The 26,427-nt window shown below is 74.3% G+C and carries 18 protein-coding genes and 2 pseudogenes; 6 read left to right on the top strand and 14 right to left on the bottom strand.

The features are described from left to right. Positions 1-45 precede the first annotated feature (45 nt). Positions 46-858 carry a DUF3105 domain-containing protein gene (locus tag FF36_RS09525; RefSeq protein ID WP_044884633.1) on the top strand — a complete coding sequence of 271 codons (813 nt, stop codon included), beginning with the start codon at positions 46-48 and terminating at the stop codon, positions 856-858. Positions 859-956: 98 nt separating this feature from the next. On the opposite strand, the gene dnaN is transcribed toward FF36_RS09525, so the two are convergent. The 11 genes and pseudogenes from dnaN to FF36_RS09575 form a co-directional block, all read right to left on the bottom strand. Next, a complete protein-coding gene (gene dnaN / locus FF36_RS09530; protein WP_044884634.1) occupies positions 957-2,162 on the bottom strand; it encodes a DNA polymerase III subunit beta in 1,206 nt (401 codons plus the stop codon). 40 nt (positions 2,163-2,202) lie between these two features. Beyond that, positions 2,203-4,920: a sensor histidine kinase gene (locus FF36_RS09535; RefSeq protein ID WP_044884635.1), complete on the bottom strand. Its 2,718-nt coding sequence runs from the start codon at positions 4,918-4,920 to the stop codon at positions 2,203-2,205. Between the two features lie 79 nt (positions 4,921-4,999). Further along, positions 5,000-6,073: a mannose-1-phosphate guanylyltransferase gene (gene manB, locus FF36_RS09540; protein WP_044884636.1), complete on the bottom strand. Its 1,074-nt coding sequence runs from the start codon at positions 6,071-6,073 to the stop codon at positions 5,000-5,002. A 136-nt stretch (positions 6,074-6,209) separates the two neighbouring features. Further along, a complete protein-coding gene (locus FF36_RS09545) occupies positions 6,210-7,130 on the bottom strand; it encodes a glycosyltransferase family 2 protein (protein ID WP_044884668.1) in 921 nt (306 codons plus the stop codon). A 303-nt stretch (positions 7,131-7,433) separates the two neighbouring features. Then, the gene (locus FF36_RS09550) at positions 7,434-8,564 is read right to left on the bottom strand and encodes a glycosyltransferase family 4 protein (protein WP_044884637.1); all 1,131 of its coding nucleotides are present in this window, start codon (positions 8,562-8,564) and stop codon (positions 7,434-7,436) included. 82 nt (positions 8,565-8,646) lie between these two features. Beyond that, positions 8,647-9,362 (bottom strand): glycosyltransferase family 4 protein (locus FF36_RS37560; protein ID WP_242422400.1); only part of this gene is annotated, 716 nt, incomplete at its 5' end. A 1-nt stretch (position 9,363) separates the two neighbouring features. After that, positions 9,364-10,005: pseudogene (locus FF36_RS37565) on the bottom strand (glycosyltransferase family 4 protein); the annotation flags it as partial. Between the two features lie 178 nt (positions 10,006-10,183). After that, complete coding sequence (locus FF36_RS09560) at positions 10,184-10,474, bottom strand: hypothetical protein (RefSeq protein ID WP_044884639.1); 291 nt, start codon at positions 10,472-10,474, stop codon at positions 10,184-10,186. Between the two features lie 4 nt (positions 10,475-10,478). After that, the gene (locus FF36_RS09565; protein WP_044884640.1) at positions 10,479-11,192 is read right to left on the bottom strand and encodes a class I SAM-dependent methyltransferase; all 714 of its coding nucleotides are present in this window, start codon (positions 11,190-11,192) and stop codon (positions 10,479-10,481) included. 162 nt (positions 11,193-11,354) lie between these two features. Then, positions 11,355-12,518: a glycosyltransferase gene (locus tag FF36_RS09570; protein ID WP_044884641.1), complete on the bottom strand. Its 1,164-nt coding sequence runs from the start codon at positions 12,516-12,518 to the stop codon at positions 11,355-11,357. A 2-nt stretch (positions 12,519-12,520) separates the two neighbouring features. Beyond that, positions 12,521-13,504, bottom strand: coding sequence for a glycosyltransferase family 2 protein (locus tag FF36_RS09575; RefSeq protein WP_044884669.1), 984 nt, complete (start codon positions 13,502-13,504; stop codon positions 12,521-12,523). A gap of 222 nt (positions 13,505-13,726) precedes the next feature. Here FF36_RS09575 and FF36_RS09580 point away from each other — a divergent pair, with 222 nt between their 5' ends. The 4 genes and pseudogenes from FF36_RS09580 (at position 13,727) to FF36_RS09590 (ending at position 19,966) form a co-directional block, all read left to right on the top strand. Next, the gene (locus tag FF36_RS09580) at positions 13,727-14,401 is read left to right on the top strand and encodes an acyltransferase (RefSeq protein ID WP_236705601.1); all 675 of its coding nucleotides are present in this window, start codon (positions 13,727-13,729) and stop codon (positions 14,399-14,401) included. Between the two features lie 483 nt (positions 14,402-14,884). After that, the coding region (locus FF36_RS37570; protein WP_242422405.1) for a glycosyltransferase family 39 protein at positions 14,885-16,082 on the top strand (1,198 nt) is incomplete at its 3' end. 1 nt (position 16,083) lies between these two features. Then, a pseudogene (locus FF36_RS37575) lies at positions 16,084-16,783 on the top strand (hypothetical protein); the annotation flags it as partial. Positions 16,784-17,473: 690 nt separating this feature from the next. After that, a complete protein-coding gene (locus tag FF36_RS09590; RefSeq protein ID WP_277912845.1) occupies positions 17,474-19,966 on the top strand; it encodes a protein kinase domain-containing protein in 2,493 nt (830 codons plus the stop codon). Between the two features lie 30 nt (positions 19,967-19,996). Here the strand turns inward: FF36_RS09590 and FF36_RS09595 are convergent, their stop codons facing one another. From FF36_RS09595 to FF36_RS09605, 3 genes are all read right to left on the bottom strand, one after another. Then, positions 19,997-20,353, bottom strand: a complete 357-nt coding sequence (locus FF36_RS09595) for a VOC family protein (RefSeq protein WP_044884642.1) — start codon at positions 20,351-20,353, stop codon at positions 19,997-19,999. Between the two features lie 246 nt (positions 20,354-20,599). Then, entirely contained in the window at positions 20,600-22,300 is a 1,701-nt protein-coding gene (locus FF36_RS09600) for a class I SAM-dependent methyltransferase (protein ID WP_044884643.1), read from the bottom strand. Further along, positions 22,297-24,885, bottom strand: a complete 2,589-nt coding sequence (locus tag FF36_RS09605) for an HAD family hydrolase (RefSeq protein WP_044884673.1) — start codon at positions 24,883-24,885, stop codon at positions 22,297-22,299. The genes FF36_RS09600 and FF36_RS09605 overlap by 4 nt, the downstream gene beginning before the upstream one ends. A 505-nt stretch (positions 24,886-25,390) precedes the next feature. On the opposite strand from FF36_RS09605, the gene FF36_RS09610 reads away from it, so the two are divergent. Further along, positions 25,391-26,332 carry an ABC transporter permease gene (locus FF36_RS09610; protein WP_052681026.1) on the top strand — a complete coding sequence of 314 codons (942 nt, stop codon included), beginning with the start codon at positions 25,391-25,393 and terminating at the stop codon, positions 26,330-26,332. The last annotated feature ends 95 nt before the right edge of the window (positions 26,333-26,427 follow it).

A 26,427-nucleotide genomic window follows, 5' to 3' on the forward strand; every position in this document is an offset into this window, starting at 1 on the left:
TCCTGCCTGTCAGAACTGGTTCGACAGTTCGTAGGATCTGTCTTCGTGGGGAAGAAGAGCGCCGAGCGCAACGTCCGGCTCGAACAGCTGCGCCGCGAGCAGAAGCGCGCCGAACGTCGGCGCGCGCTGCTCATCTACGGCACGTCCGGGTTCGTCGTGGTGCTGCTCCTGGTCGGGATCATCATCTACAGCGTCGCCGACACCCACTCGAAGAACAAGACTCGCGAGGTCGGCTACGTGACGGCGGCCTCCTCGGCCGCAGCCGCGGCCGGCTGCACCGGGACCGTGAACGACGCCTCCCAGGGCTCGACGCACGTCAGCACGGCGGTCAGCTACAAGGCGTCGCCGCCGTCCTCGGGCAGCCACAACCCCGACCCGCTGCCCGACGGCATCGCGTTCTACAACCCGGCGTCGGGCATCCCGGTCGAGCGCGCCGTCCACAACCTCGAACACGGCTTCATCGTCGGGTGGTACGACAAGAGCCTGCCGGCCGCCCAGGTCGAGAAGCTGCGGTCGCTGGCCGCCAACGCCGGTCCGCGGTTCATCGGCGTTCCCTGGACCCGGTCGGCGTTCCCGGATGGCAAGCACTTCGTGCTGACCGCCTGGGACCGCACCCAGCGCTGCACCACCGTCTCCGCGGCCGTCATCAAGGACTTCGTCGCCAAGCACGCCAACCCGGATCCGGCCGGGGCCACCTGGGACTCGCCGACCGCCCCCGAGTCGGGCGCGCAGGGCGGCACCCTCGACGTGTCGGCCGACGGCCCGCTGACGGCCCCGGCCGGCGCGACCGCCGCCACGCCCACGCCGGGCGCGGGCACCATGTCGCTGTCCCCCACCAGCCCGACCCCCGCACCCTGACCGACCCCGCACCCTGACCGACCCCCGCCGACCGACCGATCCCCGCCGGCTGGCCGAGACCCCCACCGGCTGGCCGGCGCCCGTGACCCGGGCCTGGGTCAGGCGGCGGAGCCGGTGCGAATCGGCATCAGCAGGTAGCGGAAGGCGCCCTCGTCCACGGGACCGCCGCCGGGGCCGCGGACCCCGCCGCTGTCCTTGCCGGTGAGCACGGCCGGCCGGGCGGTGGCCTCGGCCGGGTCGGCGGCCACGAACCCGATGGTCGCCTCGTCGTCCTCCACCGCCCCGAGCCCGTCCAGCAGGTACGAGGGGTTGAACAGCACGGACAGCTCGGGCCCCGAGTACTCGACGGGGATCGTCTCGCTGGCCTGGGCCCCGCTGCCGTCCCCCGCCTCCGCGACGACCTGGTCCCGGGTGAAGGTGAAGCGCAGCGGCGCGGTCCGGGTGGCGACCACGGCCACCCGGCGGACCGCGGCGGCGAGCGCGGCGGTCTGCGCGGTGACCGTGTACGCGGCCGTCTCGGGCAGGAGCTTGCGGTAGTTGGGGAACGTGCCGTCGATGAGCCGGACGATGGTCTGCCGCCCGGCCGCGGCGAGGCCCAGCCGGGCGCCCGCCGGGTCGGCAAGGTCGAGCCCGATCACGATCCGGGAGGCCGAGGTGGGCGTGCGGGCCACCTCGGCGAGCACCTTGGCCGGCACGTGGGCCAGGGCCCAGGGATCGTCGACGGTCGGCTGCCAGGGGATGGCGCGCACCGCCAGCCGGTACCGGTCGGTGGCCGCGAGGACCAGGCCGCGCCCGGAGATCTCCAGCCGGATCGCGGTCAGCACCGGCACCGTCTCGTCCCGCCCGGCCGCCGGGGCGACCTGGCCGACCGCCGCGGCGAACCCGAGAGTGTTCACCTCGCCGATGGGGGCGGGAAAGCGCGGCAGCTCGGGATAGTCGGCGAGGTCCATCAGCGGGACGGTGAAGCGCACGCTGCCGCAGCGCAGCACCAGCCGGTCGCCGTCGACGGCGACCTCGACCGTCGTCGCGGGCAGGCTGTGCACGATGTCCGCCAGCAGCCGGCCGGGCACCAGGACCCGGCCCGGTTCCTCGACCGCCGCCGCCACCGGCGCCCGCACGGCCACCTCGGTGTCGAAGGCACAGACGAGCAGGCCGGCGCCCGGCTGCGGGCCGGCCGCCGGCGCCGCCGCCTCGAGTAGCAGGCCCGTCAGCACGTTCGGGGTCAGACCCGGCCGGCTCGGGAGATGCCGGGCGGCCCAGCCGGTCGCGTCGGCGAACACGTCGCGTTCCACGCTGAACCTCATGGGGCCGATTGTCCCCGCCGACGGCCGAAAATTGCCGCATTCACCGATCGGTGTTCGCCGTCGCCCGGCCGGCGCCGTGGGGCACGCCGGCCGCCGGGTCGGTCTCGCCACCGGCGGCCACCACCCAGCTCATCTGCAGACAGAGCTGGCCGTCGTCGCCGTCCGCGCTGACCGCCACGGCCGTGGCGCCCGGCCGGGGCGCGCCGCCGGGGGCCCCCGGGCCCGGGCCGGTGATCGCACGCGCCCAGTCCGGCGGGATCGCCGTGCCCGCCGCGGTGAGCGTGAGGCTGCCTCCGGTGGCGTCGCAGATCAGGGTGAGCAGCGCCCGGGGGCCCGGGATCGCCTGTAGCACCCGCGGAAGCAGCGCCTCGAGCCGGGCGCGCACGGGCGCCGGGGCCACCCGCAGATCCCCGGCGACCTGGGCGTCGATACGGACGCCACGGGACTCCGCGTCGAACAGCGCCGTCGCCAGGTCGCCGAGCGCGGCGGTGTGGCTGGCGACGAGGGTGCGGCGGATCATGGCGGCGAACCGCCGGCACCGCTCGCGCACCGCCGGGTCACGCGGGTCGAGCAGACCGTCGCGCACCGCCGCGAGCAGCGGCAGGACCTCACGCTCGATCATGCCGAGCGTCCGCGCCCGATCCGTCCGGATCCGGACCTCGGCCTCCCGCCCGGCCGCGAGGCGGGCCTCCCGCCCGAGAGCCCGGGCCGCCGCGTCCGCCGAACGGCGCAGCACCGGCCCGCCCATCGCGGCCATGATCTGCAACGCCGCCAGGGCGTTGAGCGCCGAGAGGAGCTGCGCGAACGGCAACGGCCCCGGCACGGCGCCGAACACCGCGACGCCGGTGAGCGTGGCGGCCGCGCACCCCAGGGCGGCGATCCACTCGACCGCCGGCCGGGACACCGTGACCTGCATGAGCAGCAGCGGCAGCACCAGCACCGGCCAGGCCGCGACCCGACTCGCCCCTGGATCGGCGGTGCCGACCAGCGCGGCGGTGGCGACCATCACCGCGAGCCCGCACGCCACCAGGCCGAGGGCCTCGAGCCGGGTGGCCGGGCGGCGGCGCACCCGCCGGGTCACCACGACGACCGCGGCACCGAGCAGGAGCCACAGCCCGATGGCCGCCGGAGACGTGCGCAGCCCGCCGGGCAGCACGAGCAGCACCGGCCCGGTAAACGGGTACCAGATCACGGCCGCGAAGGCCACCGCGCGGCGCAGGCTCGCGGTGTAGACGTCGCGCAGCCCCTCGGCGGACGCCAGCCTCGGTCCCGCCTCGCCGGCTTCCGCGGACGTCCGGGCCGGCAACTCACCGGGAGGGCGGGCGGACAGCCCACCGGGCAGCCGGGCGGACAGAGCCTGGGACAGCCGGGCGGACAGAGCCTGGGGCTGCCGGGCGGACGAGGCCCGGCGGACGGCGGCCGAACCGGCCCATCCCGGCGGCCCGTCCGCGGCGCCCGGGTCGGCGGGTGGCGCGGTCCGCGCCCAGGTCAGCAGGACCCGGGTGCCGCGGCCGGGGGCGGCGGCCAGCCGGACGCGACCGCCGACCTCGGCGAGCCGGGCCTGCACCGATCGGCTCAGCCCGAGCCGATCCGGGGGCACGGCGGCCGGGTCGAAACCCCGCCCCTCGTCCCGCACCATCACCCCGACCGCGGTCGGGGTGCGGTGCACCGTGACCCAGGCCTGGCCGGTGCCGGCGTGCCGGCGGACGTTGGACAGCAGCTCGGCGGTCGCGGCGGCCAGCGCGGCCGCCACCTCGGCCGGCAGGTCCGGCCCGCTCGCGGTGCCCGGCAGGGGCGAGCCGGGCATGCCGACGCTGCCGGTCCGGCCGAGCCGCACCCGCAGCCCGCGCAGCCGGGCGGCGTCGGCGACGGCGTCGAGCCGGGCGTCGAGGCTGCGGGTGGCCGTGCCGGCCGGGCCGTCGAGCAGCCCCTGCACGGCGGCGATGGCATCCTCGGCCTGGGTCCGGGCGAGCCGTGCGTCGTCGCCACCGCCCCAGGCGATGCCGGCGAGGGTGTTGAGCACGGTGTCGTGCAGGACCCGTTCCCGCTCCCGCTCCGCCCGGGCACGGGCCGCAGCGATCGTCTCGGCCCGCTCATGGTCCGCCGCCGCCCGCAGCCGGCCGTCGGCCCTGCCCGCGGTCGCCCGCAGCCGCCCCACCCCGAACCGGGTGAGCAGGGACAGGCAGGTGACGAGCAGAACGGAGACGGCGACCCGGCGATAGGCGCCGCCGGGATCCAACGCCGCGCGCGCCGCCGCGGACGCCGTCCAGCCCACGCCGGTGGGCACGGCCGCGGCGAGCCACCCGGCCACGCCCACCCCGCCCACCAGGGCGGCGCACAGCGTGACCAGAACGCCGGCGAACACCCGCCGGCTGGTCATCGCGCCCGCGACCAGGGCCGCGTGGGCGCAGCCGAGGTAGACCCAGGTCCCCGCACCGCCGACGGACACCGCCGGAACGGCGGCACCGGCGGCGAGCGCCCCGGCCGCACCCGCGCCGACGTTGGCGAGGACGAACCCGGAGCCGAGCCCGCGACGAAGGGTCAGCGCCACGTAGCCGAGCCCCCAGGCGAGCTCCAGCAGTGCGGCGGCGAGCCCCAGCGGGTGCCGGCCGTACCAGGACCACCAGACCGCCAGGTACAGCGCCGTGGTGACCAGGCCCAGCACCCGCAGCACGGCGAAGGTGCGCACGATGACGGCGGTGAGCGCGTCCGATGCGCTGAGTGAGGCGCCGAGTGCGGCACTGACCGGCACGGACATCAGTCTGGCCCGTCAATCAGGACCCATCCGACGATCGGCCGCAATAGTCGGCCGCAACAGTCGGCCGGGATCGCCCGGATCAGGTGCGGTCGGAGCTGAACCGGACCGCGCCGGCGGTGAGGACCGCGCCCGGGAACACCCGCGCACCGGCCCGCAGCTCGTTACCCCGCTCGATGACGGCGCCGTCGCCGACGACCACACCGTCGAGCAGGACGCCGGGACCGATCACAGCATCGCGGCCGATCACGCTGTCCCGCACGGTGGCGCCGGCCTCGACGACCGCGCCGTCGAAGAGCACGGCGCCGTCGACCGCGGCGCCCGCGCCCACCCGGGCGCGCGCCCCCACCGTGGCGCCGCCGCCGATCTTGGCATCGGCGGCCACGGCGGCGCCGGCCAGGACCAGGCAGTCCCCGACCGGTCCGGGCAGCGCCGAGGAGACCATGCGGCCGGTCACCAGGTCGCGGCTGCCCTGGACGAACGCCGCCGGCGTGCCGAGGTCGAGCCAGTAGGTGCTGTCCGGGTAGCCCATGACCGGCGTGCTGGCGGCCAGCAGGGCGGGGAAGGTCTCCCGCTCGACCGATACCGGCCGACCCACGGCAATGGTGTCGATCACCGAACGGCGAAACACGTAGCAGCCGGCGTTGATCAGATTGGTGGGCGGGTCGGGCGTCTTCTCCAGGAACTCGGTGACGCGGCCGTCCGCGTCCACGGGCACCACGCCGAACGCCCGCGGATCGGGCACCTCGGTCAGGTGCAGGGTGACGGCCGCGTCCGCCGCGGTGTGCCGGCGGATCAGGGCCTGGATGTCCAGGCCGGACAGGATGTCACCGTTGAAGATCACGACCGGGTCGTCCGGGCCGCCGCGCAGCCGCCCCGCGACGTTGCGGATGGCGCCGCCCGTGCCCAGCGGTTCCGTCTCGGTCACGTACTCCAGCTCGAGGCCGTGGGCGGACCCGTCCCCGAAGTACTCCTCGAAGACCTCCGCCCGGTAGGAGGTGGCGAGCACCACCCGCTCGATCCCGGCGTCGCGCGCCCGGGCCAGCATGTGCGCGGTGACCGGCACCCCCGCGACCGGCAACATCGGCTTGGGGGCCGACATCGTGAGTGGTCGTAGACGGGTCCCCTGACCGCCGACAAGCATCACTGCGTCCATGGACAGTTAGTGTCGCAGGACATGCGGTAGCCCTTAAAGACGGATGGGCAGCGGGACCACTACCCCGAACGTGCCGCCATGGGGCAGATACTTTCTGTTCAGCGCGCCGTTACCACGCGCGCCCGGCCGCCGCGGTTCATCCCCCGGTGGTGGTCCCGCGATCCGTGAGCAGCTCCGCGGACCGGGTCGCCCGGGCCCCGGCACTGTCCTTGGCGAAGGCGAGGGCGAGCAGCAGCCGGGCGCCGAGCCCGGCGCCGAGCAGCAACCGCAGGGGCGCGCGCGCCGGCCCCGGGTACTGCCGGGACAGGTAGCGGAACATGCTGCGGTGGTGGGCCACCACCATCCGCCGGGACGACCGCTTCGTCGAGTGCCCGCCGAGATGCTCGACGACCGCCGACGGCACGTACACCGACTGCCAGGACGCCGCCCCGATCCGCCGGCCCAGGTCGACGTCCTCCATGAACATGAAGTACGACTCGTCGAAACCGCCGACCGCCTCGAACGCCTCCCGGCGCAGGAGCTGGCAGGAGCCGGACAGCCAGCCGGCGGTCATCTCCCGCGGAGCGCCCCGCTCCCGGCGGTAGGAGGCGGTCCACGGGTTCGTCGGCCAGCACCAGCCGAACAGCGCGTGGCCGATTCCCCGCCCCAACGACGGCAGGTCGCGGGCCGAGGGGTAGAGGGCACCGTCCGGGTTGGTGATCCCGGGACCGAAGGCACCCCCGCCAGGCCAGCGCTGCGCCGCGGCGATCAGCTCGTCCAGCGCCCCCGGCTGGAACGAGATGTCGGCATTGGAGATCACCAGCCAGGGCGCGTCGGCGCCGGCGGCACCTCGGTTGACGGCGCTGCCGTAGCCGAGGTTGCGGCCCGGGCGCAGCAGCCGCGCCTCGGGGCGCTCCCCCGCCGCCCGGGTGCCCGCGTCGAGCTTCGGGGAGTTGTCGACGATGACGACCTCGTACGCCCGAGTCGTCGCCTTCGCCAGGGAGTCGAGGAACGCACCGATGATCTCCCCGGACCGGAAGGTCACGACGACGACCCGTATCTCCGGCTCCACACCCATGTCCTCGCCCACCCGTCTCACCGGCCCACCCGTCTCCGCCGGCCCGTCCACCTCGCCGGCCCGTCCACCCCGCCGGCCCGCCATCCGTCCGACCGGCACGGCCCGCGCCGCCATGGCGACGGCGAGCGGCATCCGTGCCGAGGAGACCGTAGCGCGCCCTTTGCGGCGGTCTTCGCCCCGGGGCCGGCCGCCCGCGGGGAGTCGGCCATGAGGCGCGGCGTCGGCGGGCAGGCTCGCGCCCACCGCCCACCGCCCCCCGTCGATCGGCGGTCGGTGGGCCGGACGCGAGCCGCCCGCGGGCGCTCAGCGCTCGGCGACGGCCCGCGCGTAGCTCGCCAGGTGGGCCTCGGCGCTCGCCGCCCAGGTGAACTCCCGGGCCCGGGCGAGGCCCGCCTGCCCGAGCTGGTTGCGTCGCTCGGCGTCGTCGAGCAGGGCGCCCATCTCGCGGGCGATGGAGTCCGGGTCCGGCTGGGTGTAGGCGACGGCGTCCCCGCCGACCTCCGGCAACGACAGCCGCGGGGTGGTCAGCACCGGCGCGCCGCAGGCCATCGCCTCCAGCACAGGCAGCCCGAACCCCTCGCCGTGCGAGGGGTAGGCCACCAGCGACGACCCGCCCAGGTACCCCGGCAGGTCGGAGAACCGCAGATAGCCGGGCCGGATCACCCGCAGGTGGCTGGGCACCGAGGCGACGGCGGCGTCGACGTCGTCGTCCCAGCCCGAACCGCCGGCCAGCACGAGGGCGGGTGGCTCGTCCCGCCAGTGCACCGCCTCGGCCCAGCCGCGGATCAGGTTCGGGACGTTCTTGCGCGGCTCCAGCATCCCGAGGAAGGCCACGTAGCGCGCGTCGCCCAGGCCGAGGCGGCGACGCACCCGCAGCTTGTCCTCCTCGGTCGGCGGGTGGAAGGTCGACGTGTCGACGCCGTGGTAGGCGACGTCGGTGGTGGTCGACTCCCCGTCGAGCACGCGGATGAGCTCGTCCCGGGTCGCCTTCGACGGGACGATGATCCGGGCGGCGCGGCGCACCGCGGTGCGCATCGCCGAGCGGAAGAACGTCCCCTTCACCGCCGTGTGCATGTCCGGCTCGGTGAAGAAGGTGACGTCGTGGATGGTCACGCAGACGGGCTGCTGGGCCCGTAGCGGCATCGTGTAGTGCGGTGAATGGATGACGTCGGCATTCACCTGCTCCGCGACCAGTGGCAGCCCGGTCTGCTCCCACGCCAGCCGCGCCGGCCGGTGGGCGATGGCCGCCGGCCCGGACAGAACGGTGGCATGTGGAGCCATCCGGCTGTAGCGTTCCTCGTCCGACCGCTGGCAGACCAACGCCATATCCGCACCGGCCGCGCCCAGCGCCGCGACCAGCCCGTCGACATAACGCCCTACGCCACCACGGTCGGCCGGGACCGAAGTCGCGTCGACGAGCACCCGGGGTCCCACGGCGCTCCTTCCCTGACGCGCCACCCTGACAGGGGTGGCCGCTTGCTTCACGGTGACCGCTTGCTTCCCAACGGGGGCAACACTACGCCCGCCCGTCAGCGGCGACTGACACGGCAGGGGAGCCGCCGACTCGACGGTAGAGCGCCCACGTCGCCTCCGCCGCCGCATTCCAGGTAAATGCCTGCGCACGCGTGCGTCCGGCGTCCGACAGCCGCCCCCGCAGGTCCGAATCGCCGACAATCCGGGCTACCGCGGACGACAGCGCGGCGGCGTCGCCGACGCCGGCCACCAGCGCGGCGTCCCCCGCGACCTCGACCAGCGCCGGGGCGTCGGAGATCACCACCGGCACCCCGTGCGCCATCGCCTCCACCACAGGCAGGCCGAAGCCCTCCGACCGACTCGGCGCCAGCAGCACCCCGGCGCGTGAGAGCACGACCGCGAGATCCTCGTCACTGATCCGCCCAAGAGTGCGGACTCGGGAGCCGTCCAGACCGTGCCGCGCCGCCTCGGTGCGCACGTCGAGTCCGCCCCAGCCGGCCGCGCCGACGTGCACCAGCGGCAGGCCCGGATCATCCGGCCGGCGCAGCGCGGCGAGCGCGGTGTCCAGCCCCTTGCGCGGCTCCAGCGTGGCCAGGGTGAGCAGGTAGCCACCCGGCGGGGGCAGGCCCAGGCGGGCCGCACGGGCATCGGCGTCGGCCGGCACGCGGACGACCGCCTCGGCCACCCCCTCGCCGATGGCGTGCAGCCGCTCGGGGGGGATCGGCAGGTGCCGGGCCACCTCGGCGGCGACGGCCAGGGNGGGGACTATCACCGCGTCGGCGTGCCGGGCGGCGCGCTCGCCCATCAGCCGGTGCCAGCGCGCCCCGTGCGGGGTCAGCGTCTCGGGATGGGTCCAGGGCACCGCGTCGTGGATCGTCACGACCAGCTTCGGTCGCGGCCGGCGTCGGTCGAGGGCGTCCCCGAGCGCCGGCGCGACGCTGTGCGCGGCCCACGCGGCCAGCGGCGGCCGCGCCGGACCCCCCGCCGGCCGGTCGCCGGACCGGACGGACTCGGACCGGACGGACTCGGACCGGTCCGATGTGCCGGACCGGCCAGAACCACGCAGGGTCTCGACCACCGAGCCGGTCACGCGGCCGGCGGTCCCGCCCGCGGGCGGCAGCAGGAGGGTCGGCGCGTGGATGACGTCCACGCCGGTCGGCGCGGGGCCGACACCGCGCGACCAGGCCGCGGCCAACGCCCGGCGGGGCAGCCCGAGGCGCAACGGGCCGAGCACGCCCGGCAGCCCCGCGGCATCGACGCCGCGCCGCGCCGCACACCAGCCGACCACCCCGTCCCCCGGCGCGGCACGGCGGGCGAGGGCGGTCGCGAGCTCGGCGGAATAGCGGCCGGTCCCACCCGGAACCGGCGCGAGCAACTGCTCGACGAGGAAGCCCACACGCACGGGTCACAGTCTGCCCGGGCCCCTCAGCGGCCCCGATTCAGGGGCCCGTCGAGCGCCACCCAGGTGCCGATCTGCGCGGGCCCGGGGGGCGCCGGGGCGGCACCCGCCCGGGTAGCCGCAGCTCAGTGGGCAGGTAGCGGAAGCCCCGAGCCGGATACCCCGAGCCGGTAGCCCCGGCTCAGCGCTGGCGACTGCGCAGGGCGGCGGCGACCATGACCACGCAGAACAGTCCGCCGATGAGATATCCCCACCACCGTTCGCCGTCCGCGGCGTCGGCCGCGGCGCCCGCCCCGAAGATGATCAGGCCGAACAGCAGCACCGTGAGGAGCGCGGCGACCGCGCGCTGAGCGAAGCGGGAGCTCGGCGGCGGGGGCGGGCCGGTGCGGGGCGGGGGTGGGGTACGCGGTGGGGGTGGGGTGCGCGGTGGGGTGCGGCGCGGCCCCTCACCGGGCCGTGAGCGCCGGGCCATCGACTCAGCTCCCCCGCTTGCGGGCGTGCGTGAGCACCACGCTGCCGGCCGTGTCCGGGGCCCGGCGGTCGGCCAGCGCGACGGCCGGGGAGAGCACCGCCGCCGCGTTCCAACCGGCCCGGCCGCCCCTCGCGGACAACGTCAGGTACAGCCGCTCGGCGCGTTCGCTGCGGAACATGTATGTCTGCCGGACGACGTCCAGCCCGGCGTCGTCGAGCAGCTTCGCGAGGTGCTCGCCCGGATAGGTGTGCTTGACGTGGTAGCGCTCGCGGTGGCGGTCGAACAGGTCCGGCCAGGCGGTCGCCCGGGTCAGCGCGTCCGCGGACATCACCAGGTCGCCGCCGGGGCGCAGCACCCGGGCCATCTCGGCGAGCGCGGCCGGCCCGTCGTCGAAGTGCTCGATCGCGCACACCGACATGACGACGTCGAAGGTGGTCGCCGCGAAGGGCAGCGCCAGCGCGTCCCCCTCGACGAGCCCCGGATGGCCGCGCAGCCGCCGACCGAACTCCAGCTTGTGCCGCGCCAGGTCGAGGCAGACGGCGCGAGCCCCGCGGCGGGCGGCCTGACCGGCCCAGTAGCCGTCGCCGCCGGCCACGTCGAGCAGCGTGCGCCCGGTCAGCTCGCCCGCCCACTCCAGCAGGGTGCCGACCTCACGGCGGCGCATCACGTGGACCTGGTGACCCACGAAGGCGAGGGCGTCGTCACGTACGGGGCTCACCAGTCCGCCTTCCGTTCCGGCCGTTGTTGACGGACAGTCTGCCCGCCATGTGGGCCCCGTTCGCGCCTGGACCCGTCAGATATACCTCAGGTGATCGTCTCCGGACGCGACGCGACGAGCCGGGCGGCAGGCCGGACCACGGTCGGACCTGGCTGAGCATCCTCACCCGTCACCGAGCGCGCCGAGCGCCGCGTCGAGGTAGTTTCCCCAGGCCGCCTGCGGGTCGGGCGGGGAGACCTTCGCCCGCAGGTCGGCGAGCACGCCCGGCTCGTAGAGGCGGCGCAGGGCCGCGGCGAGCGCGTCGACGTCGTCCGGCGGGACCAGCAGGCCGTCGACGCCGTCACGGACCGCGGTGGCGAGGGTGCCCACGGTCGTTGCAATCACCGGCAGGCCGTACAGGTGCGCGAGATCGACGTTCTGCGACGCCGTGCCCGCCCGGTACGGCAGCACCAGGGCGTCCGCGGCCGCGAACAGGCCGGGCACCTCGGCGGCGTCGACGTAACCGGCCCGCACGTCGACCCGGTCGGTCAGGCCGAGGTCGGCGATGAGGCGGGTGGTCTGCGCGGCGTCGCCCCAGAACTCCCCCGCGACGGTGAGGCGGACGTCTGCCGGGCCGCGGGCCAGCGCCCGCAACAGCACGTCGAGCCCCTTGTAGGGCCGTACCAGCCCGAAGAACAGCAGGCTGCGCCGCGGCCGGCCACCCGCCGTGGCCCGGACGCCGGGCTCGGCCTGGGTGGCGGGCTCGGTCACCTCCGGGCGCCGCCGGGTCGGCGAGGACCACAGGTGCGGGGCCATCTCGGCCACCACCACCGGCGCCGAGGTGAGCGTCGCGGCGAGCTCGGCCTGTGCCGCGGTGTGCACGAGCACCGCGGACACCCGCCGCAGCACCGCCCGGATCAGCGGCTCGTCCACCGCGCGCCGCTCGTGCGGCAGGACGTTGTGGCACAGTGCCAGCACCCGCGGGCCGCCGCCCCGGCGCCCGGCCCGGCCGCGCAGCGCGGTGAGGATGGCCAGGTAGGCAGGCGCCTGGATCGGGGTGACGACGACCAGAACGACCGCGTCGGCCTCGCGCCGCAGCCGCCGGCCGAGCCGGACCCAGCCCTCGGGCCGGCGCCAGGACAGCGGGTAGCGGGTCGACCCGAACGGTTCCATCTCCGGCTCTGCGACGCGTTGCACGCCCGGGTAGAGCCGCGCCGGGTACTGGTCCGACCAGGACTCGATCACGACCTGGTGCCCCAGAGCGGCCAGCCGGTGCGCGAGCTCGGTCGTGTGCTGGGCGATCCCGCCCTTGTACGGGTGGGTCGGGCCGATGACCGCGACGCGCATGGTCAGGTGTTGCTGCGGGAACGGGCGACCAGGTCACCGATCAGCGCGAGCACGGCGATCTGGAAGCCGACGAGGATCGCGAGCAGGGTCGAGGTCGCCACGTGGAAGTCGTAGCGGACGAGGTCCACGATCAGCTTGACGAAGCCCAGCCCCATGATCCACAGGGCGATCGGCATCAGCACCTTGAGCGGGTCGAAGTACATGACCATCCGCAGCACCTGCAGGATGTAGCGGCGCGCGTCGCGGAAGGGGTGGAACTTCGACGTCCCGGCGCGCTTCGCGTAGTCGATCGGGATGTAGTCGACCGGGTGCTGGTTGGACAGGAACGACATCGTGATCGTGGTGACGCAGCTGAAGCCGGGCGGAAGCAGCCGCAGGTAGGGCAGGGAGACCTCGCGACGGAAGGCGCGCAGGCCGGAGTTCAGGTCCGGGATCTTCATCCCGGACAGCCGCTGGGCGATCATCCGGATGAGCCACTTGGCCGGCACCCGGGCCCACTTGTGGGTCCCCTCCTCGGTGAGCCGGGCCCCGACGACCTGGTCGACGTCGAGGTTGTCGTCCAGGTAGCGGACGAACTCCGGGATGCGCTCGTTCGGGTAGGTCATGTCGGCGTCGGTCCAGACGACGATCTTCCCCCGGGCCTCCTGGGTGCCGATGCGCCGGGCCGTGCCCGAGCCACCGTTGCGGCGGAACGGCATGATCCGCATCCGGGGGAAGCGGGGGGCCGCGTCGCGCAGGACGGCGAGGGTGTTGTCGGTCGACTTGTCGTCGATCGCGAGGATCTCGTAGGCGTACCCGCTGGCGTCCATCGCCGCCGTGATGCGCTCCAGTTCGCGCACCACATGGTCCTGCTCGTTGTAGCAGGGCAGAACGATGGTGACGTAAGGGACGTCGGGTCCGAGCGCGACGAGGTCGTCGCCGGCCGCAGGCTGCGTCGGCGTGCTGCCCTCCGGATGGTCGGGCTTGTGGATGGCGCTGACACTCACGTCGGTGTGGCTCCCGGTCGTCGTTCCCGGCGGTGATCGCCGCTGCGGGGCGGCGGGCCGGTGCATGGCGCGGCCCGACGTCGTCCCCACTCCGATCGCCGGTCCGTGGCGGTGATGCGCGGTCCGTCCATTCGGACGCGCCGTTCTAGAGTGGCACGTCCCGTCCCGAGGTCCGACGACCGGGCCGACGACCGGGCCACGTCGGCGCCTACTGTTTGAGCCGTGGCTGCGTTCAGAAGTGATCTACGCGAATACGTGCGGCACGTGCGGACGCTGCGGGCCGCCCGGGAGACCTCGGCCCGTTCGTTCGTCGCAGGACTGCGGTACCCGCTCGCCCACAAGCAGCCGATCTGGCTCGGCTCGCCGACCGTCATCGAGGGTCGGGAGCGCATCGAGTTCGCCGAGGGCGCGGCGCTGCGGGTCGGCCTCGGCGGGTTCGGCCTGTCGACCAAGCGCGACACCTCGATCATCCGGGTGCATCCGGAGGGCCGGCTGCGCTGCGAGGGGGTCGTCTCGCTGCAGCGAGGCGTGCGGGTCGTCGTCGACTCCGGCGTGCTGGAACTGGGCCCCGGCGCGAACGTCAACGGGTTCGCCAAGATCCTCGTCCGGGAACGGATCTCCATCGGGGCCTACTGCAACGTCTCGTGGAACACCCAGCTTCTCGACAACGACTTCCATCCCATGGTCGTCGACGGTGTCGAGCAGCCGGTGAGCGGACCGATCGTGCTGGAGGACCGGGCCTGGATCGGGACCGGCGCGATCGTCCTCAAGGGTGTCACCGTCGGCGAGAGCGCGGTGGTGGCGGCGGGCTCGGTGGTCACCCGCGACGTCCCACCGAAGGCCGTCGTCGCCGGGTCACCGGCAAAGGTCGTCGGCCACATCGACTCCTGGCGCTGAGGCACGAGCTCGCGGGCCGAGGCACGAACTCGCGGGCTGGGACGTGGGCTCGCGGGCTGAGACGTGGGCTCGCGGTGCCGAGCGGTGGGCGCCCGGCCTGAGGCGTGCGGCCTGAGGCGGGCCTACCACGGACACCGCCGGACTGTGACTCGAGTCTCGGGGGAACACTGCGGACGGTGACCTGCGGCACGCCAGAAGGCACTTTGCCACCGTCCGCGACCAGGGCCGATGTGCGGATACCCGGGCAGTCAACCGAGCGGGGGTGTCCGTAGCATGACAGCACCTTCGTCCGATGGGACCGTGCAGAGCTTGGGTGACTCCGTGGATTCGACCGCAGCGGCCCGCGCCGCCACCGCGCCCGCCCCGGCCGTGATCCCCGACGGGACCCGCTTTCGGCCGTGGCGCATCCTGCGCACCGCGCCCCCCACCGTCTGGGCGATCACCCTGCTGTTCACGGCGGTGCTGGCGGGCTGGTCGGTGATGATGCCGCAGTACCACGCGCCCGACGAGCCCAATCACGTCGACGCCGTGATGCGCCTGGTGGAGGGCAAAGGCTGGCCCCATCCGGGGCACGTGATCGTGACTCGCGGCGGGGTCGGCGCGATCATGGCGGCGCCCTACGGCTCCGACAAGCGGCCGCGTGACCTCTCCGCGGGGCCCTTCACCGCCGCGCGGGCGACGCCCCGCGACGAGCGGCCGAGCTGGGAGGAACTGGAGCGGACGCCTGCGCCCAGGGGCGGCATCCAGCAGATCGTCCAGCACCCGCCGCTGTACTACTGGGTCAACGCGGTGATCCTCAAGGCGATCCCGGGCGGCGGCGACAACCTGCGCTGGGACGAGATCATCGGCATCCTGCGCCTGGTCAGCGCGGCGATGGTGGCCCCGCTGCCGCTGCTGGCCTGGGCGGGGGCGCACCGGCTGTCCGACGGCAGCCGGGTGGCGGGGACCTGCGCGGCACTGGTCCCGCTGGCCATCCCGGAGCTGGCCCACATCGGCTCCAGCGTCAACAACGACAACCTGCTGGTCCTGACCGCCGGGCTGGCGACCGTGAGCATCGTCTACGTGCTGCGCGGGGACACCTCACTGCGCACGGCGGCCTGGACGGGTGGCTTCGTCGGCCTCGCCCTGATGACGAAATCGCTGGCGATCGTGCTGGTCCCGATGGCCGCGCTGGCCTACGTGCTGGCCTGGTCCCGGGCCCGGCGGGACGCCCGCGCGCTGCGGGCGCGCGCGCCCGCGGCGGACCCGGCCGGCACGCCCCCACCCAGGGCGAGCACCGGCCGCGGCTGCGCGGCGAGCACCGGCGGCGGTCGGGCCGACATCCGGCCGTTCCGGCTCGCCGACGCGGGACCCGCCGGGCCCTCGGCCGCCGCGCAGCGACCGCCCTGGCGGCAGATCCTGCTCGGCGGGGCGATCATGGTTGCCCTGGGCGGCTGGTGGTGGATCGTCAACGTCGTGCGCTGGGGGGCCTTCCAGCCGGAGACGCCCGGCTTCCCGCTGGGCCAGTACCTCGGCGACGACTGGGGCGCCTACCGGGAGATCCTGATCAACGGGACGATCCTGCGCTGGTGGGGATCGTTCGGTTGGTTCGAGGTCAACCTCACGACCGTCCCGGTCCGCACCGGCACCGCCCTGGTCATCTTCTTCTTCGCACTCGCGCTGATCCGGGCCCGCAACTGGCNTATCCGGGTCGACCTGCTGCTCCTGCTGTGGGTCACGTGGGGCCTGTTCGGGCTGATGGCGGTGCAGTCCGCCAAGAACTTCGACAAGCAGTTCCACGTCAGCGGCATCTCCGGCCGATACCTGTACGCCGGGCTGGTGTCGCTGGCGATCGGCATCGGTCTGGGGGCGGCGGCCACCGGCCGGTACCTGTCGCGGGTCATGCCGCTGCTGTTCCTCGCGGGCGCGGTCACCCTGCAGGTCTGGTCGATCAGCATGGTGTTCCCGCACTTCTGGCGGCCGGAGGACGGCGATCTCGGCGACGCGTGGGACGACATGACGGCCTGGTCGCCGTGGTCGGAGGGGACGCTGGTCCTCATCGCCGTCGCGGTGTGCGCGCTCGCGGTGGCGACCCTGGTCGGCTGCCTGTGGGTGCTGGTCATCGGCGAGCGCGACGCCCGCCCGTCCCGGCCCGGCCGCGGGGTCGTCCTGACGGACTCCCGGACCCAGGGGCTGCGGGAGGCTGCCCGCAACCGCGCGGCCCGGCTGCACCGGGACACCCTGGCGAGCGGGCAGCCCCGGCCCGACGGGCCCGAGGGCGCGAAGCCGACTTCCCTACCGGCACCCGGCGGCCCACCGGCGCCGAGTACCGAGGCCGACGAGACCAACGAGGCCAACGAGGCCAACGAGGCCGACGGCGCTCGCCACCCGCAACCACGCTGACCCGCCGAATCCGGGACGATGCCGGCATAGGCTTCGTTATGCACTGCACAGCGTGCACGCTCACGCGCGCAGCGGCACACTGGCACGGAGCCCGGACCGACCGAGACGGCACCGGCCGGGCTCAACGGACCATGAGATGATGATCGTGCACATGAGGTCCGCGGTGTCGACCATCTCAGTTCGGGGGGGACCTTGCGCCGCAAGCGGGAGACGGGCAGGGCGCGGGGGACGACACCCCAGCCCGCACCGCCGCCCGACCAGGGCCCGGCCGTCGAGCCTGGACCCGCCGCGGTACTGTTCCCGCCCACACCCGCCGGGGGAACATCGCCTCAGTCCGCGGCGCCCGCCACGCCGGCAGCCCCCAGGCCGGCGCCCCACGACTCGCTGCCCCACGACTCGCTGCTGTCCCACGACTCGCTCCTGCCCCAGGACCCGCTCCTGCCCCAGGACCAGTCGCTGCCTCAGGACCCGCTGCGGCACGCCGCCCTGGCCGCCGCGACCGGGCTCGCGAGCGCCGCCAGCGCGGGATCCGCTGGCGCGCCCGGCGCGCCATCCCCGCCACCGAGCGGCACGCAGGCCGAGCCGCATGGCCCGGTGAGCCACCCGTCTGCGGCCGGCGGGGCTGCGGCGGGTGGGTCGGGACCGGGCGGCCCGGTCGCGCCGCTCGACCGCGACGACCCGCGGGAACTCATCCACGTCGAGCTGCTGGGCCGGCTCGGCGAGGGTGGGATGGGCACCGTCTACCTCGGGCGGGGCCGCCCCGGAGTGACCGGGTACGCGGGCCGACTCGTCGCGGTCAAGGTGATCCGGCCGGACCTGGCTCGGGTGCCCGAGTTCCGGGCCCGGTTCCGGCGCGAGGCGGACATCGCCCGCCGGGTGGCCCGGTTCTGCACCGCGGAGGTGCTCGACGTCGTCGACCCTCCGGGCGGGCTGCCCTACCTCGTCACCGAGTACATCGACGGGCTGACCCTCGCCCAGAGCGTGGCCGCGGAGGGCCCGCTGCGCTCGGCCGATCTGGAACGCCTCGCGGTGAGCGTCGCGGCGGCGCTGACGTCCATCCACGGCGCGGGTCTCGTGCACCGCGACCTCAAGCCGTCCAACGTGCTGCTGTCCTCCCTCGGCCCGCGGGTGATCGACTTCGGGATCGCGCGGGCGCTGGACGCCCAGACGATGCTGAGCCAGGAGATCCAGCGGGTCGGCACCCCGGCGTTCATGGCACCCGAGCAGGCCAACGGCGAACCCGTCTCGGCCGCGGCGGACGTGTTCGCCTGGGGCGGGCTGGTCACCTACGCGGGGACCGGGTCGTTTCCCTTCGGCGACGGCCCGACACCGGTCCAGCTCTATCGGGTCGTGCACCGCGAGCCGCTGCTCGACGGCCTCGACCCGGCGCTTCGCCCGATCGTCGAGGAGGCGATGCGCAAGGATCCGGCCGCCCGGCCGACCGCGCAGGAGCTGTTCCTGCGTCTGGTGGGGATGGGGCCTTCGACCCATCCTGATCCGGACGTGACCCGCGTCATCCGGTCCGGGGCGCCGATGCTGGCCCCACCCCAGCGTGTCGGGGCGGAGGGCAACGGATCGCCGCCGGGTGCCGAGCCGGGGGTGCGGCCCCGGCCTGCCGATCCGGCCCGGCCCGGGACCTCCCCCGACCATGCCGCTGACCATGCCGCCGGCGAGGCGGCGCAGGGGGGGCGTGGCGGCCCCGCCGCACGCGCCGACCTCGGCGCCGCAGGAGCGTGGCCGCCGCCGGCCGATCGGGACCAGACGCCGCCCGCCGCCGGCCCCGGCCACCATGCCCGGGCCGTCGGCGACCCGGAACGGGGCGGTCCCGACGCCGGCCCGGCGGGCGTGGGCGCGGCGGGCGACCTCGCCGCGCCGAGCCGGCGCCGCGGCCGGTGGGACCGGCGGCGCATCGCGCTGCTCGCCGCACCCATCCTCGCGGTACTGCTGATCACGGCGTTGATGCCGCTGGCGCTGACCACGGGCGGCGGCCAGCGGCCGAGCCGGGAGGAGACGGCGGCCCGGGTGGCGCTGGCCGCCGAAGCCGTGCGCAACTCCGATGCGGACCTCGCCGCCCGGCTGTCGTTGGCCGCCTACCGCATCAGCCCGGTGCGCGAGGCCCGCGCCGCGCTGCGCACATCCTTCGCCGCGGCGACCGCCAGCGTCCTCACGGGGCACACGGCGTCCGCGCTGGGCGTCGGCATCAGCCCGAACGGGCGGCTGCTCGCCTCGGCCGGCGCGGACAACCTCGTCCAGTTGTGGGACATCTCCGACCGGACGCATCCGGTGAAGCTGTCGACCCTGAACCGGCACACGTCCTGGGTCCTGGACGCGGCGTTCAGCCCGGACGGGCGGACGCTGGCCACGGTCAGCTACGACCGGTCGGCGATCCTGTGGGACATCAGCGACCCCCGCCATCCCGCCGAGCTCGCCGTGATCCTCGGGCACAACGGCTGGGTCCTCGACGCCGCGTTCAGCCCGGACGGACGGACGCTGGCGACCTCCGGCTACGACAACACCGCCCGGCTGTGGGACGTGACGGATCGGCGCCATCCCACCGCGCTGTCCGTGCTCGACCGGCACACGAGCTGGGTCAACGAAGTCGCCTTCAGCCCCGACGGCCACCTGCTGGCCACCGCGAGCGCCGACCGGACCGCCCGGCTGTGGGACATCACCGATCCGCGCCGGCCGCGGCCGCTGGCGGCGATCACCGCGCACACCGACTACGTGTGGGCGGTGGCGTTCAGTCCAGACGGGCGGCGGTTGGCCACCGGCGCCTACGACGGCACGGCCCGCATCTGGGACATCACCGACCCGTCGCGCCCGGCGGCCACCGCGTCCTTCCCCGCCGACGAGAAGTGGGTGTTCGACCTGGCCTTCAGCCCGGACGGCAGGACGCTGGCCACCGCGGGCTGGGACACCACCGTGCACCTGTGGGACGTCTCCGGCACCGGCCGCCCGGCGTCGGTCGGCACGATCAGCGGGCACGGCGACTGGATCCAGGCCCTGGCGTGGACACCGGATGGCAATGGCATCGCCACCGCCAGCGACGACTACACCGTGCGGATCAGCCGCATCGACGATGCCAGCCTCATCGCCGCCGCCTGCGCCGACCCGTCGAAACAGATCGACGATGCCGAATGGCAGCGGCACATCGCGGACGTCCCCTACCAGCCGGTCTGCTGACAGCCGGTCTGCTGACGACGGGCCCGATCCTCAGGGCCGGGAGTGGCCGAGGACGTTCACGACGTTGCCGTCCGGATCCCGGACGAAGAACCGGCGCACCCCCCAAGGCTCGTCGGTGAGCGGGTAGATGATGTCGGCACCGGCGGCGAGAGCCGCGGCATGGGCGGCGTCGACGTCGTCGACCTCGACCGAGACGGCCGGGACGGCCGGCGCGGTCAGATCGTGAGTCAGCAGGCTGAGCTGCGGTCCCGGTCGATCGGGATCGCTCAGCGTCACGACCCACCCATGGTCCATAACCGGCTCAAGCCCGAGGACGGCCGCGTAGAAGCGCCGGGAGGCCGGCAGGGACCGGGACGGCAGGTCGGCGACGATCCGGAGCACAGCCATGATCCACCTCGGGGGAGGACAGCGACAGGGGCGACCTCATGATGGCAGCCGCACCGTGGCGCGGCTTTGGCGAAGACCGTCAGGTCCGCGCCAGCCGGGCGGCGTCCATCGACTTTCAACCATCCGCCGGTCGTTCCTGGCGCATTGCTGGAGGTTGATGGCCGTCGACCCGACCTGGATCGTCACCAACCTCCTGCAATCACCCGTCCAGGATCGGGGCCGTCCAGGATCGGGGAGGCCATGGGCCTACCCGCGCGGGGGGCCGTCCGGATCGTTCGGGCCACCCCGCGGCGAGGCACTCGGCCGGCGACGCAGGGCGGGCAGGGCGGTGCGGCCGGTGCCGGTGTCGGCGATCCGGGTCTGCACCCGCGCCAGCCGTTCCTGCCCGGTCGGGCTCAGCCGGGACCGCAGCGCCGAGCCGGCGATCCGGGCGACCTGCATGAGCTTCGGTTCGTCGGCGTCGGCGGCCGCCCGGTGGCCGTGGACGGCGCGCTCGGCGTCCTCGGCCTCGCGCCGGCGCAGCTCGGCGAGCTCGTGCTCCAACTGGCCGATGCGGTGCAGGTGCTCCAGTTCGACCGCGGCAAGCCGACTGCGCTCGTCGTCGAGCCGGGCCCACTCCCGCTGCCGCGCACGGGCCACCGCCGCCGCCGCGTCCTGCAACCGCAGCACGTGCAGGTACAGGTCGACGCGATTGCGCTCCATCCGGGACAGCAGGCGGTTGGAGACCCAGGGCGTCAGCAGGTCGGCGATCTGGCGTGCCCACGGCGCCCGACGGTCGACGATCACGCCCAGGCCGAAGATCGGCGCGACTGTGAAGAACCGCAGGTCGGCGTGTTCGGCGACGAAGTCCTCGATCGCCGTGCGCACCCCGTTGCCCGGGCCCCCCTCGGTCAGCGCCCAGGCAAACGCCCCCATCCCGCGAAAGCCGCCGCGGACCACGCCGGGATCGTCGATCTCGACGCCGACGTCCCACGAGTGTGGCTGGCGGGCGTCCGCGGGCACCCGGTCCGGGTTGTAGTACTGGTCGCGCCGCCCCGCCGGCCAGCCGACGTCGTGCAGGACCACCAGCGGGAAGTACGAGCGGCTGAACCGGGCGACCGCGTCGGCGATCGCCGTGAGCTCGCCGCGCACGGTGGCGTAGTTGTGATCCCCGTCGATGAGGTAGGCGTCGGTCGGCGCGTGGTCGTCGAGGGCCTGCGGGCTGTAACCGCGGATGACCTGCACGTCGAGCCCGCCGCCGGCAGCCGGCGCCACCCCCGGGTTCGGGTCGACGACGACGAGCCGACCACCGCCCCCGCGGCGCAGCAGGTCGACGAGCAGGGAGGTGGTGACCCCGCTCTCCGAGCCGATCTCCGCCACGCTGCGCGCGCCGGACGCCTCGATCAGCGGCACCCAGATCTCCCGCAGGTCGGACAGGGAGTGCAGCAGCAACGGCGCCAGCGTCGGCTCGGCGGCGTCGCCCACGTCGAGGGCGTGGTCGCCCTGGCGGGCGAGGCCGAACCCGGGGCCCGTCCCGCCACGATCGGCCCCGCCGAGATCGGCCCCAGTGAGGTCGGTCCCGGCGGGACCGCTACCGGTGAGGCCGCTACCGGCCAGATCGGTCCCGACGGGGTCGCCGCCAGCGCGGTCGCTGGCGGCGGCGATGGCCGCGAGCTCGGCGAAGCTGTCCCGGACGGCACCGTGCTCCTCCGGATCAACCGACCCGGTCCCGGCCGTGGGACCGGTCTCGGCGACGGCGTGCGTCGCCACGTCGGTCGCCGACGCCACCGAGGAGACCGCCACCGCGGACGGGGATGGGCCGGGCTGGCGGGACGGGCCGCCGCGAACCTCGAACGGGCCCCGGACCGCGGGCTCGCCCGGCTCTGCGCCCTCGCCCGGGGCGCCCGGGGCGTCGGCACCGTCGAGCGGTCCGATGGCGGCGGGTTCGGGGTCCCGCTGGTCGGTCACCGCAGTCCTCCGAGCTCGCGCCGGATCTTGCGGGCCGCCCGGACGGGGAGCCCGTCCCGGGCCGGGCCGGCGGCGGGCAGGATCAGCGAGTCGCCCCGGATGCCCATCCAGCCGAAGGCCATCTCGACGTCGAGGGCGTAGACCCCGGCGAGATGCGGCTGGGAGGCGAGGTCGATCGTGTAGACGAACTGGGGGTCGTCGCCGAGGATCTCCACCAGGTTCGACTGGAGCAGCCGCAGGCCGATGAGCGCGAGCTGCTGGGCGGGGTCGTCCAGCGAGGTGATGGTCACCTTGTAGGGCTCGGCGATGTTGTTGATGTGGAACGACAGCGTCAGCCAGTCCAGCCGCAGCAGCCCGCGCCGGCCGGCCGGGTCGATGCGGATGCGGCGGGCGCCGACGGCCTCCAGGCTGAGCCGGACGAGCGACAGCCCGTCGCGGGCCGACCGGGTCAGCGCCGTCTCCTTCACCCCGTTGACGAAGTCGGCCCCGGTGTCGACGTAGACCTCGACGGGGCCGGCGGCGGCCTCCGGCGAGACCTCCTCCGGCGGGACGCCGGCAGCCGCGGCCAGCCCGCTGATGATGGCGAGCGGCCGGTTCGCGACGCCGGCGACGCCCGCGGGCCAGTACAGCTCCCGCATGGAGATGCGGTCGATGTCGGCCGGGGTGAGATAGGGCATCCGGCGCACGAGCTCCGGCGGCAGCAGACCCTCGGTGGCGTCGGAGCCGAAGTTGTCGTCGTGGGCCCAGGAGCCGAACGCGGCGGCCTCGGTGGCGGTGGGGCGGGCGACGAACCGGGTCAGCGTGCGCAGCCCGGCGCGGCGCGCCCCGGCGGAGGCCAGCGACGGCATCGGGGTCTCCGAGCGCCGGTAACGCAGCCATTCCCGCTGGAAGGCGAGGATGCCGTCCTGCACCGCGGCACGCTGGGCGACCTGGGTGCGTGAGGTCCGGTCGATGCTGAGGACCGGGTTGCTCATCTCGTCGAACGAGACCAGCGACCCGACGTCGGGCATGCAGAGCTGCTCGAGCACCTCGGGGCTGCGCATGAGCTGGTTGGCCATCGTCTCCGGCTGGCCACCGGAGGCCACGTAGCCCTCCAGCTCCATACCGGCGAGCCGGTGGCTCATCGCCGCCTGGTTCGTCGCCAGGTACAGGCCGAGGATGTCCAGCTTGCGGCCGGTGGAGGCCAGCAGGCGGGTGAGCAGCGCCTGAATGGTGCCGCCCCAGCCCAGGTCGAGGAAGACGACCCGGCCGGTCTCCGGGAGCTGGCTGTCGAGGTAGCGCACGTAGCGCTCGCGCAGCCGGGTGGCGGTCAGCACGATCTCGCTGCGGATCCGCTCGTCCGAGCAGAGCTCTTCGAGGGTGTCGTCGAGCAGGCCCGGCACGTCGAGGCGCCGGTCGGCCAGCGCGGAGATGCCGGCGACGTGCTCCAGCCGGACACCGAGCTGGCGCAGCAGCTGGCCGACGCTCGGCGCGTGCCGGCGGACCAGGAAGCTCTTCAGCTCCTCCGGGCTGCCCTCGAACACGTTGGACAGCGCACACACCTGCCGGGACGCCCACATCGTCGACACGGAGATGCCGACGTCCTCGCCCGGGTCGACGAGCAGGCGGGACAGGAAGTCCCCCTCCCGCATCAGGCAGTGGATGTGGTCGGCGCCGAAGTCCCGTGCCCGCTCCACCGCCCATTCGGCGAAACCGGCGAAGACCGGGCCGAACACGGTGGCCCCGGTCTCCCAGTAGCGGCGCAGTCCGGCGGGCACGGCGAGGGCGTCCGCGCGGTGCAGCGTCCGGGCGCGCAGGGCGGTCATCCCGAAGTCGCCGTCGACCGGGTCGATGGGGACGTCGTCGCTGGGCTGGTTACGAAGTCCCTCCAGGTCGAGGGTCTGCCGCAGCGATCCGGCGTACTTGGGGTAGTGGATGGCGACGAGCCCGTGCTCACGGGCGCCCTCGACGTCGGCGACGGGATGGTCGCCGAGGTGAACCACCCGGGACGGCTGGAGACTGGACGCGGCCAGCATGTGCTGGAACAGCCCGTCACTCTTCGAGGTCCCGGCATCGGAGGAGGTGAAGATCCGGGTGAACTGCACCCCCGAGAGCTCCGGCCGGTTCAGCAGCCGTTCGAGCTGGCTGGCGGAGAAGTAGGTGTCCGACAGCAGGTACACCGGCAGGCCGAGTTTGGTCATGGCGAGCTCGGCGAGCTCGACCACGGCGAGGTCGGCCCGGCACAGTTCGCGTTCGACCGCGACCTCGGCGTCGATCAGGTCCTGCACCCCGGCGGTCCCCGGCAGCGCGGGCGCCAGCACCTGCCAGATCTCGTCCAGGCGCACCTCGTGGGTGCCGCGGGCGTCATGGGCGTGCATCCGCGCCACATGCTCGGCGTGCACGCGCAGCCGGGCGAACTCTCCCGGCGAGACGCTGGGCGGCAGGTGGCCGGCGTCGGCGAGCCGGTGGCCCAGCAGTACAAACGCGTGGGTGGGTTCGGGCACCATGCGCCACAACAAGGTGTCGAAGACATCGAGAGTCAGGGCCTGTGCCCCGCCCGACTCCAGATGCGACCACACTTCGCGTAGTCGGACGTCGGTGAACACGGCCGTCCTCTCCATGCGACCGGAACGGCCGCTCCATGCGACCGGTACGGCCGCCTCCGCCGGGTCGGCCCCGACGGCCGCCAAACGTCGGGAATCCCCCACGCGGCATCGGCCGGCCGAAGCCAGATGGACGGGTCGATACTATGAACCCCGTTCCGGGCACCGGTCACCGGACCGGGTAGCGGACCGGGTGGCGGCGCCGGCTCGGTCCGGGCACGGTACCGTCACGATTCCGCCGAGAAGCGGGCCGGTTCGCCATCGCGCTCCATCGGCCATTCACCCGCGATCGGGACAACACCCTCCGTGGGGCGCATCACCCTTCGGGGGGCGCAGCGTCCGGCGGGCGTGTCCCGGCGCTGCCCCGGCCGGGGGCGTGCCGGGCCGGAGACGGTTCTCGGTACTGTCAGATCTCTGTCGTGTCGAGTGAGGAGCGGACAGGTGCAGCTCCAGCCACGCCGTGCCGGGGACCGGCGGCCCGACCTCCGGGGGACGGGGAGGGCCGGTCATGTCACATCTGGCTGACGCTCCGCTGCCGGCGGGTACGCCGACGGCCCCGTCCCCGCATCCGGCGGGCCCCGGCCCGGGGCAGCACGCGATGGACCCGAGCCGGCTGGCCCGCCGCAGCCGGGCGCAGACGAGGGTGCGTTGGGAACTGCTACGCAATCTCATCCGCAAGGATCTGAAGGTCAAGTACAAGGGTTCCACGCTGGGCTTCGCCTGGTCGCTGGCGAACCCGATGCTCCTGCTCGTGGTGTACACGTTCGTCTTCCAGATCGTCCTCAAGTCCGGAATTCCGCGGTTCGGCATTTACCTGATGTCCGGGCTGCTGATCTGGAACGCCTTCTCGGGCAGCGTGTCCTCGGCGTGCGGCAGCGTCGTCGCGAACGCGAACCTGGTCAAGAAGGTGCGGTTCCCGCTCGCCGTACTCCCGCTGTCGGCGGTCGGGTTCGCCGCCGTGCACTTCCTGCTCCAGTTGCTCGTGCTTTTCGTGGTGATCCTGATCCTCGGCTACAACCTGATCGGCGCCGACCTGCTGCTGCTCGTGCCCGCGGGCGCCGTCGCCATCACGTTCACGGTCGCACTGTCGCTGCTGGTCAGCGCCCTCAACGTGCGCTACCGCGACACCTCCCACCTGCTCGACGTCGCCCTGCTCGCCTGGTTCTGGCTGAACCCGATGGTCTACGCCTTCGGCCTGATCCAGAACCGGCTGCACGAGTGGACCTGGGTGTACCTGCTCAACCCGATGGCAGTGGTGGTCATCACGTTCCAACGCGCGATCTACGATCCTGGGGGTGGCTCCACCGGCTCGACCCCCGTCCAGGCGGACCCGGGATACACGTTCTACCTGGAACATCTCGCCGTCGCAGGGGCGATCTCGGTCGTCCTGCTCTGGGTGGGGTTCCACGTGTTCCGCACCATGCAGGCGGACTTCGCCGAGGATCTGTAGGTGGGCTCCCGGCGGCCCGGCGACGTCGTCGTCCGCCGCCGCGAGCCCTGGAGCCAGCACGCCGACCGCGGTGCGATCATGGTGAGACGTCCGCC

The sequence above is a fragment of the Frankia torreyi genome, assembly GCF_000948395.1.
Taxonomy (GTDB): Bacteria; Actinomycetota; Actinomycetes; order Frankiales; family Frankiaceae; genus Frankia; species Frankia torreyi.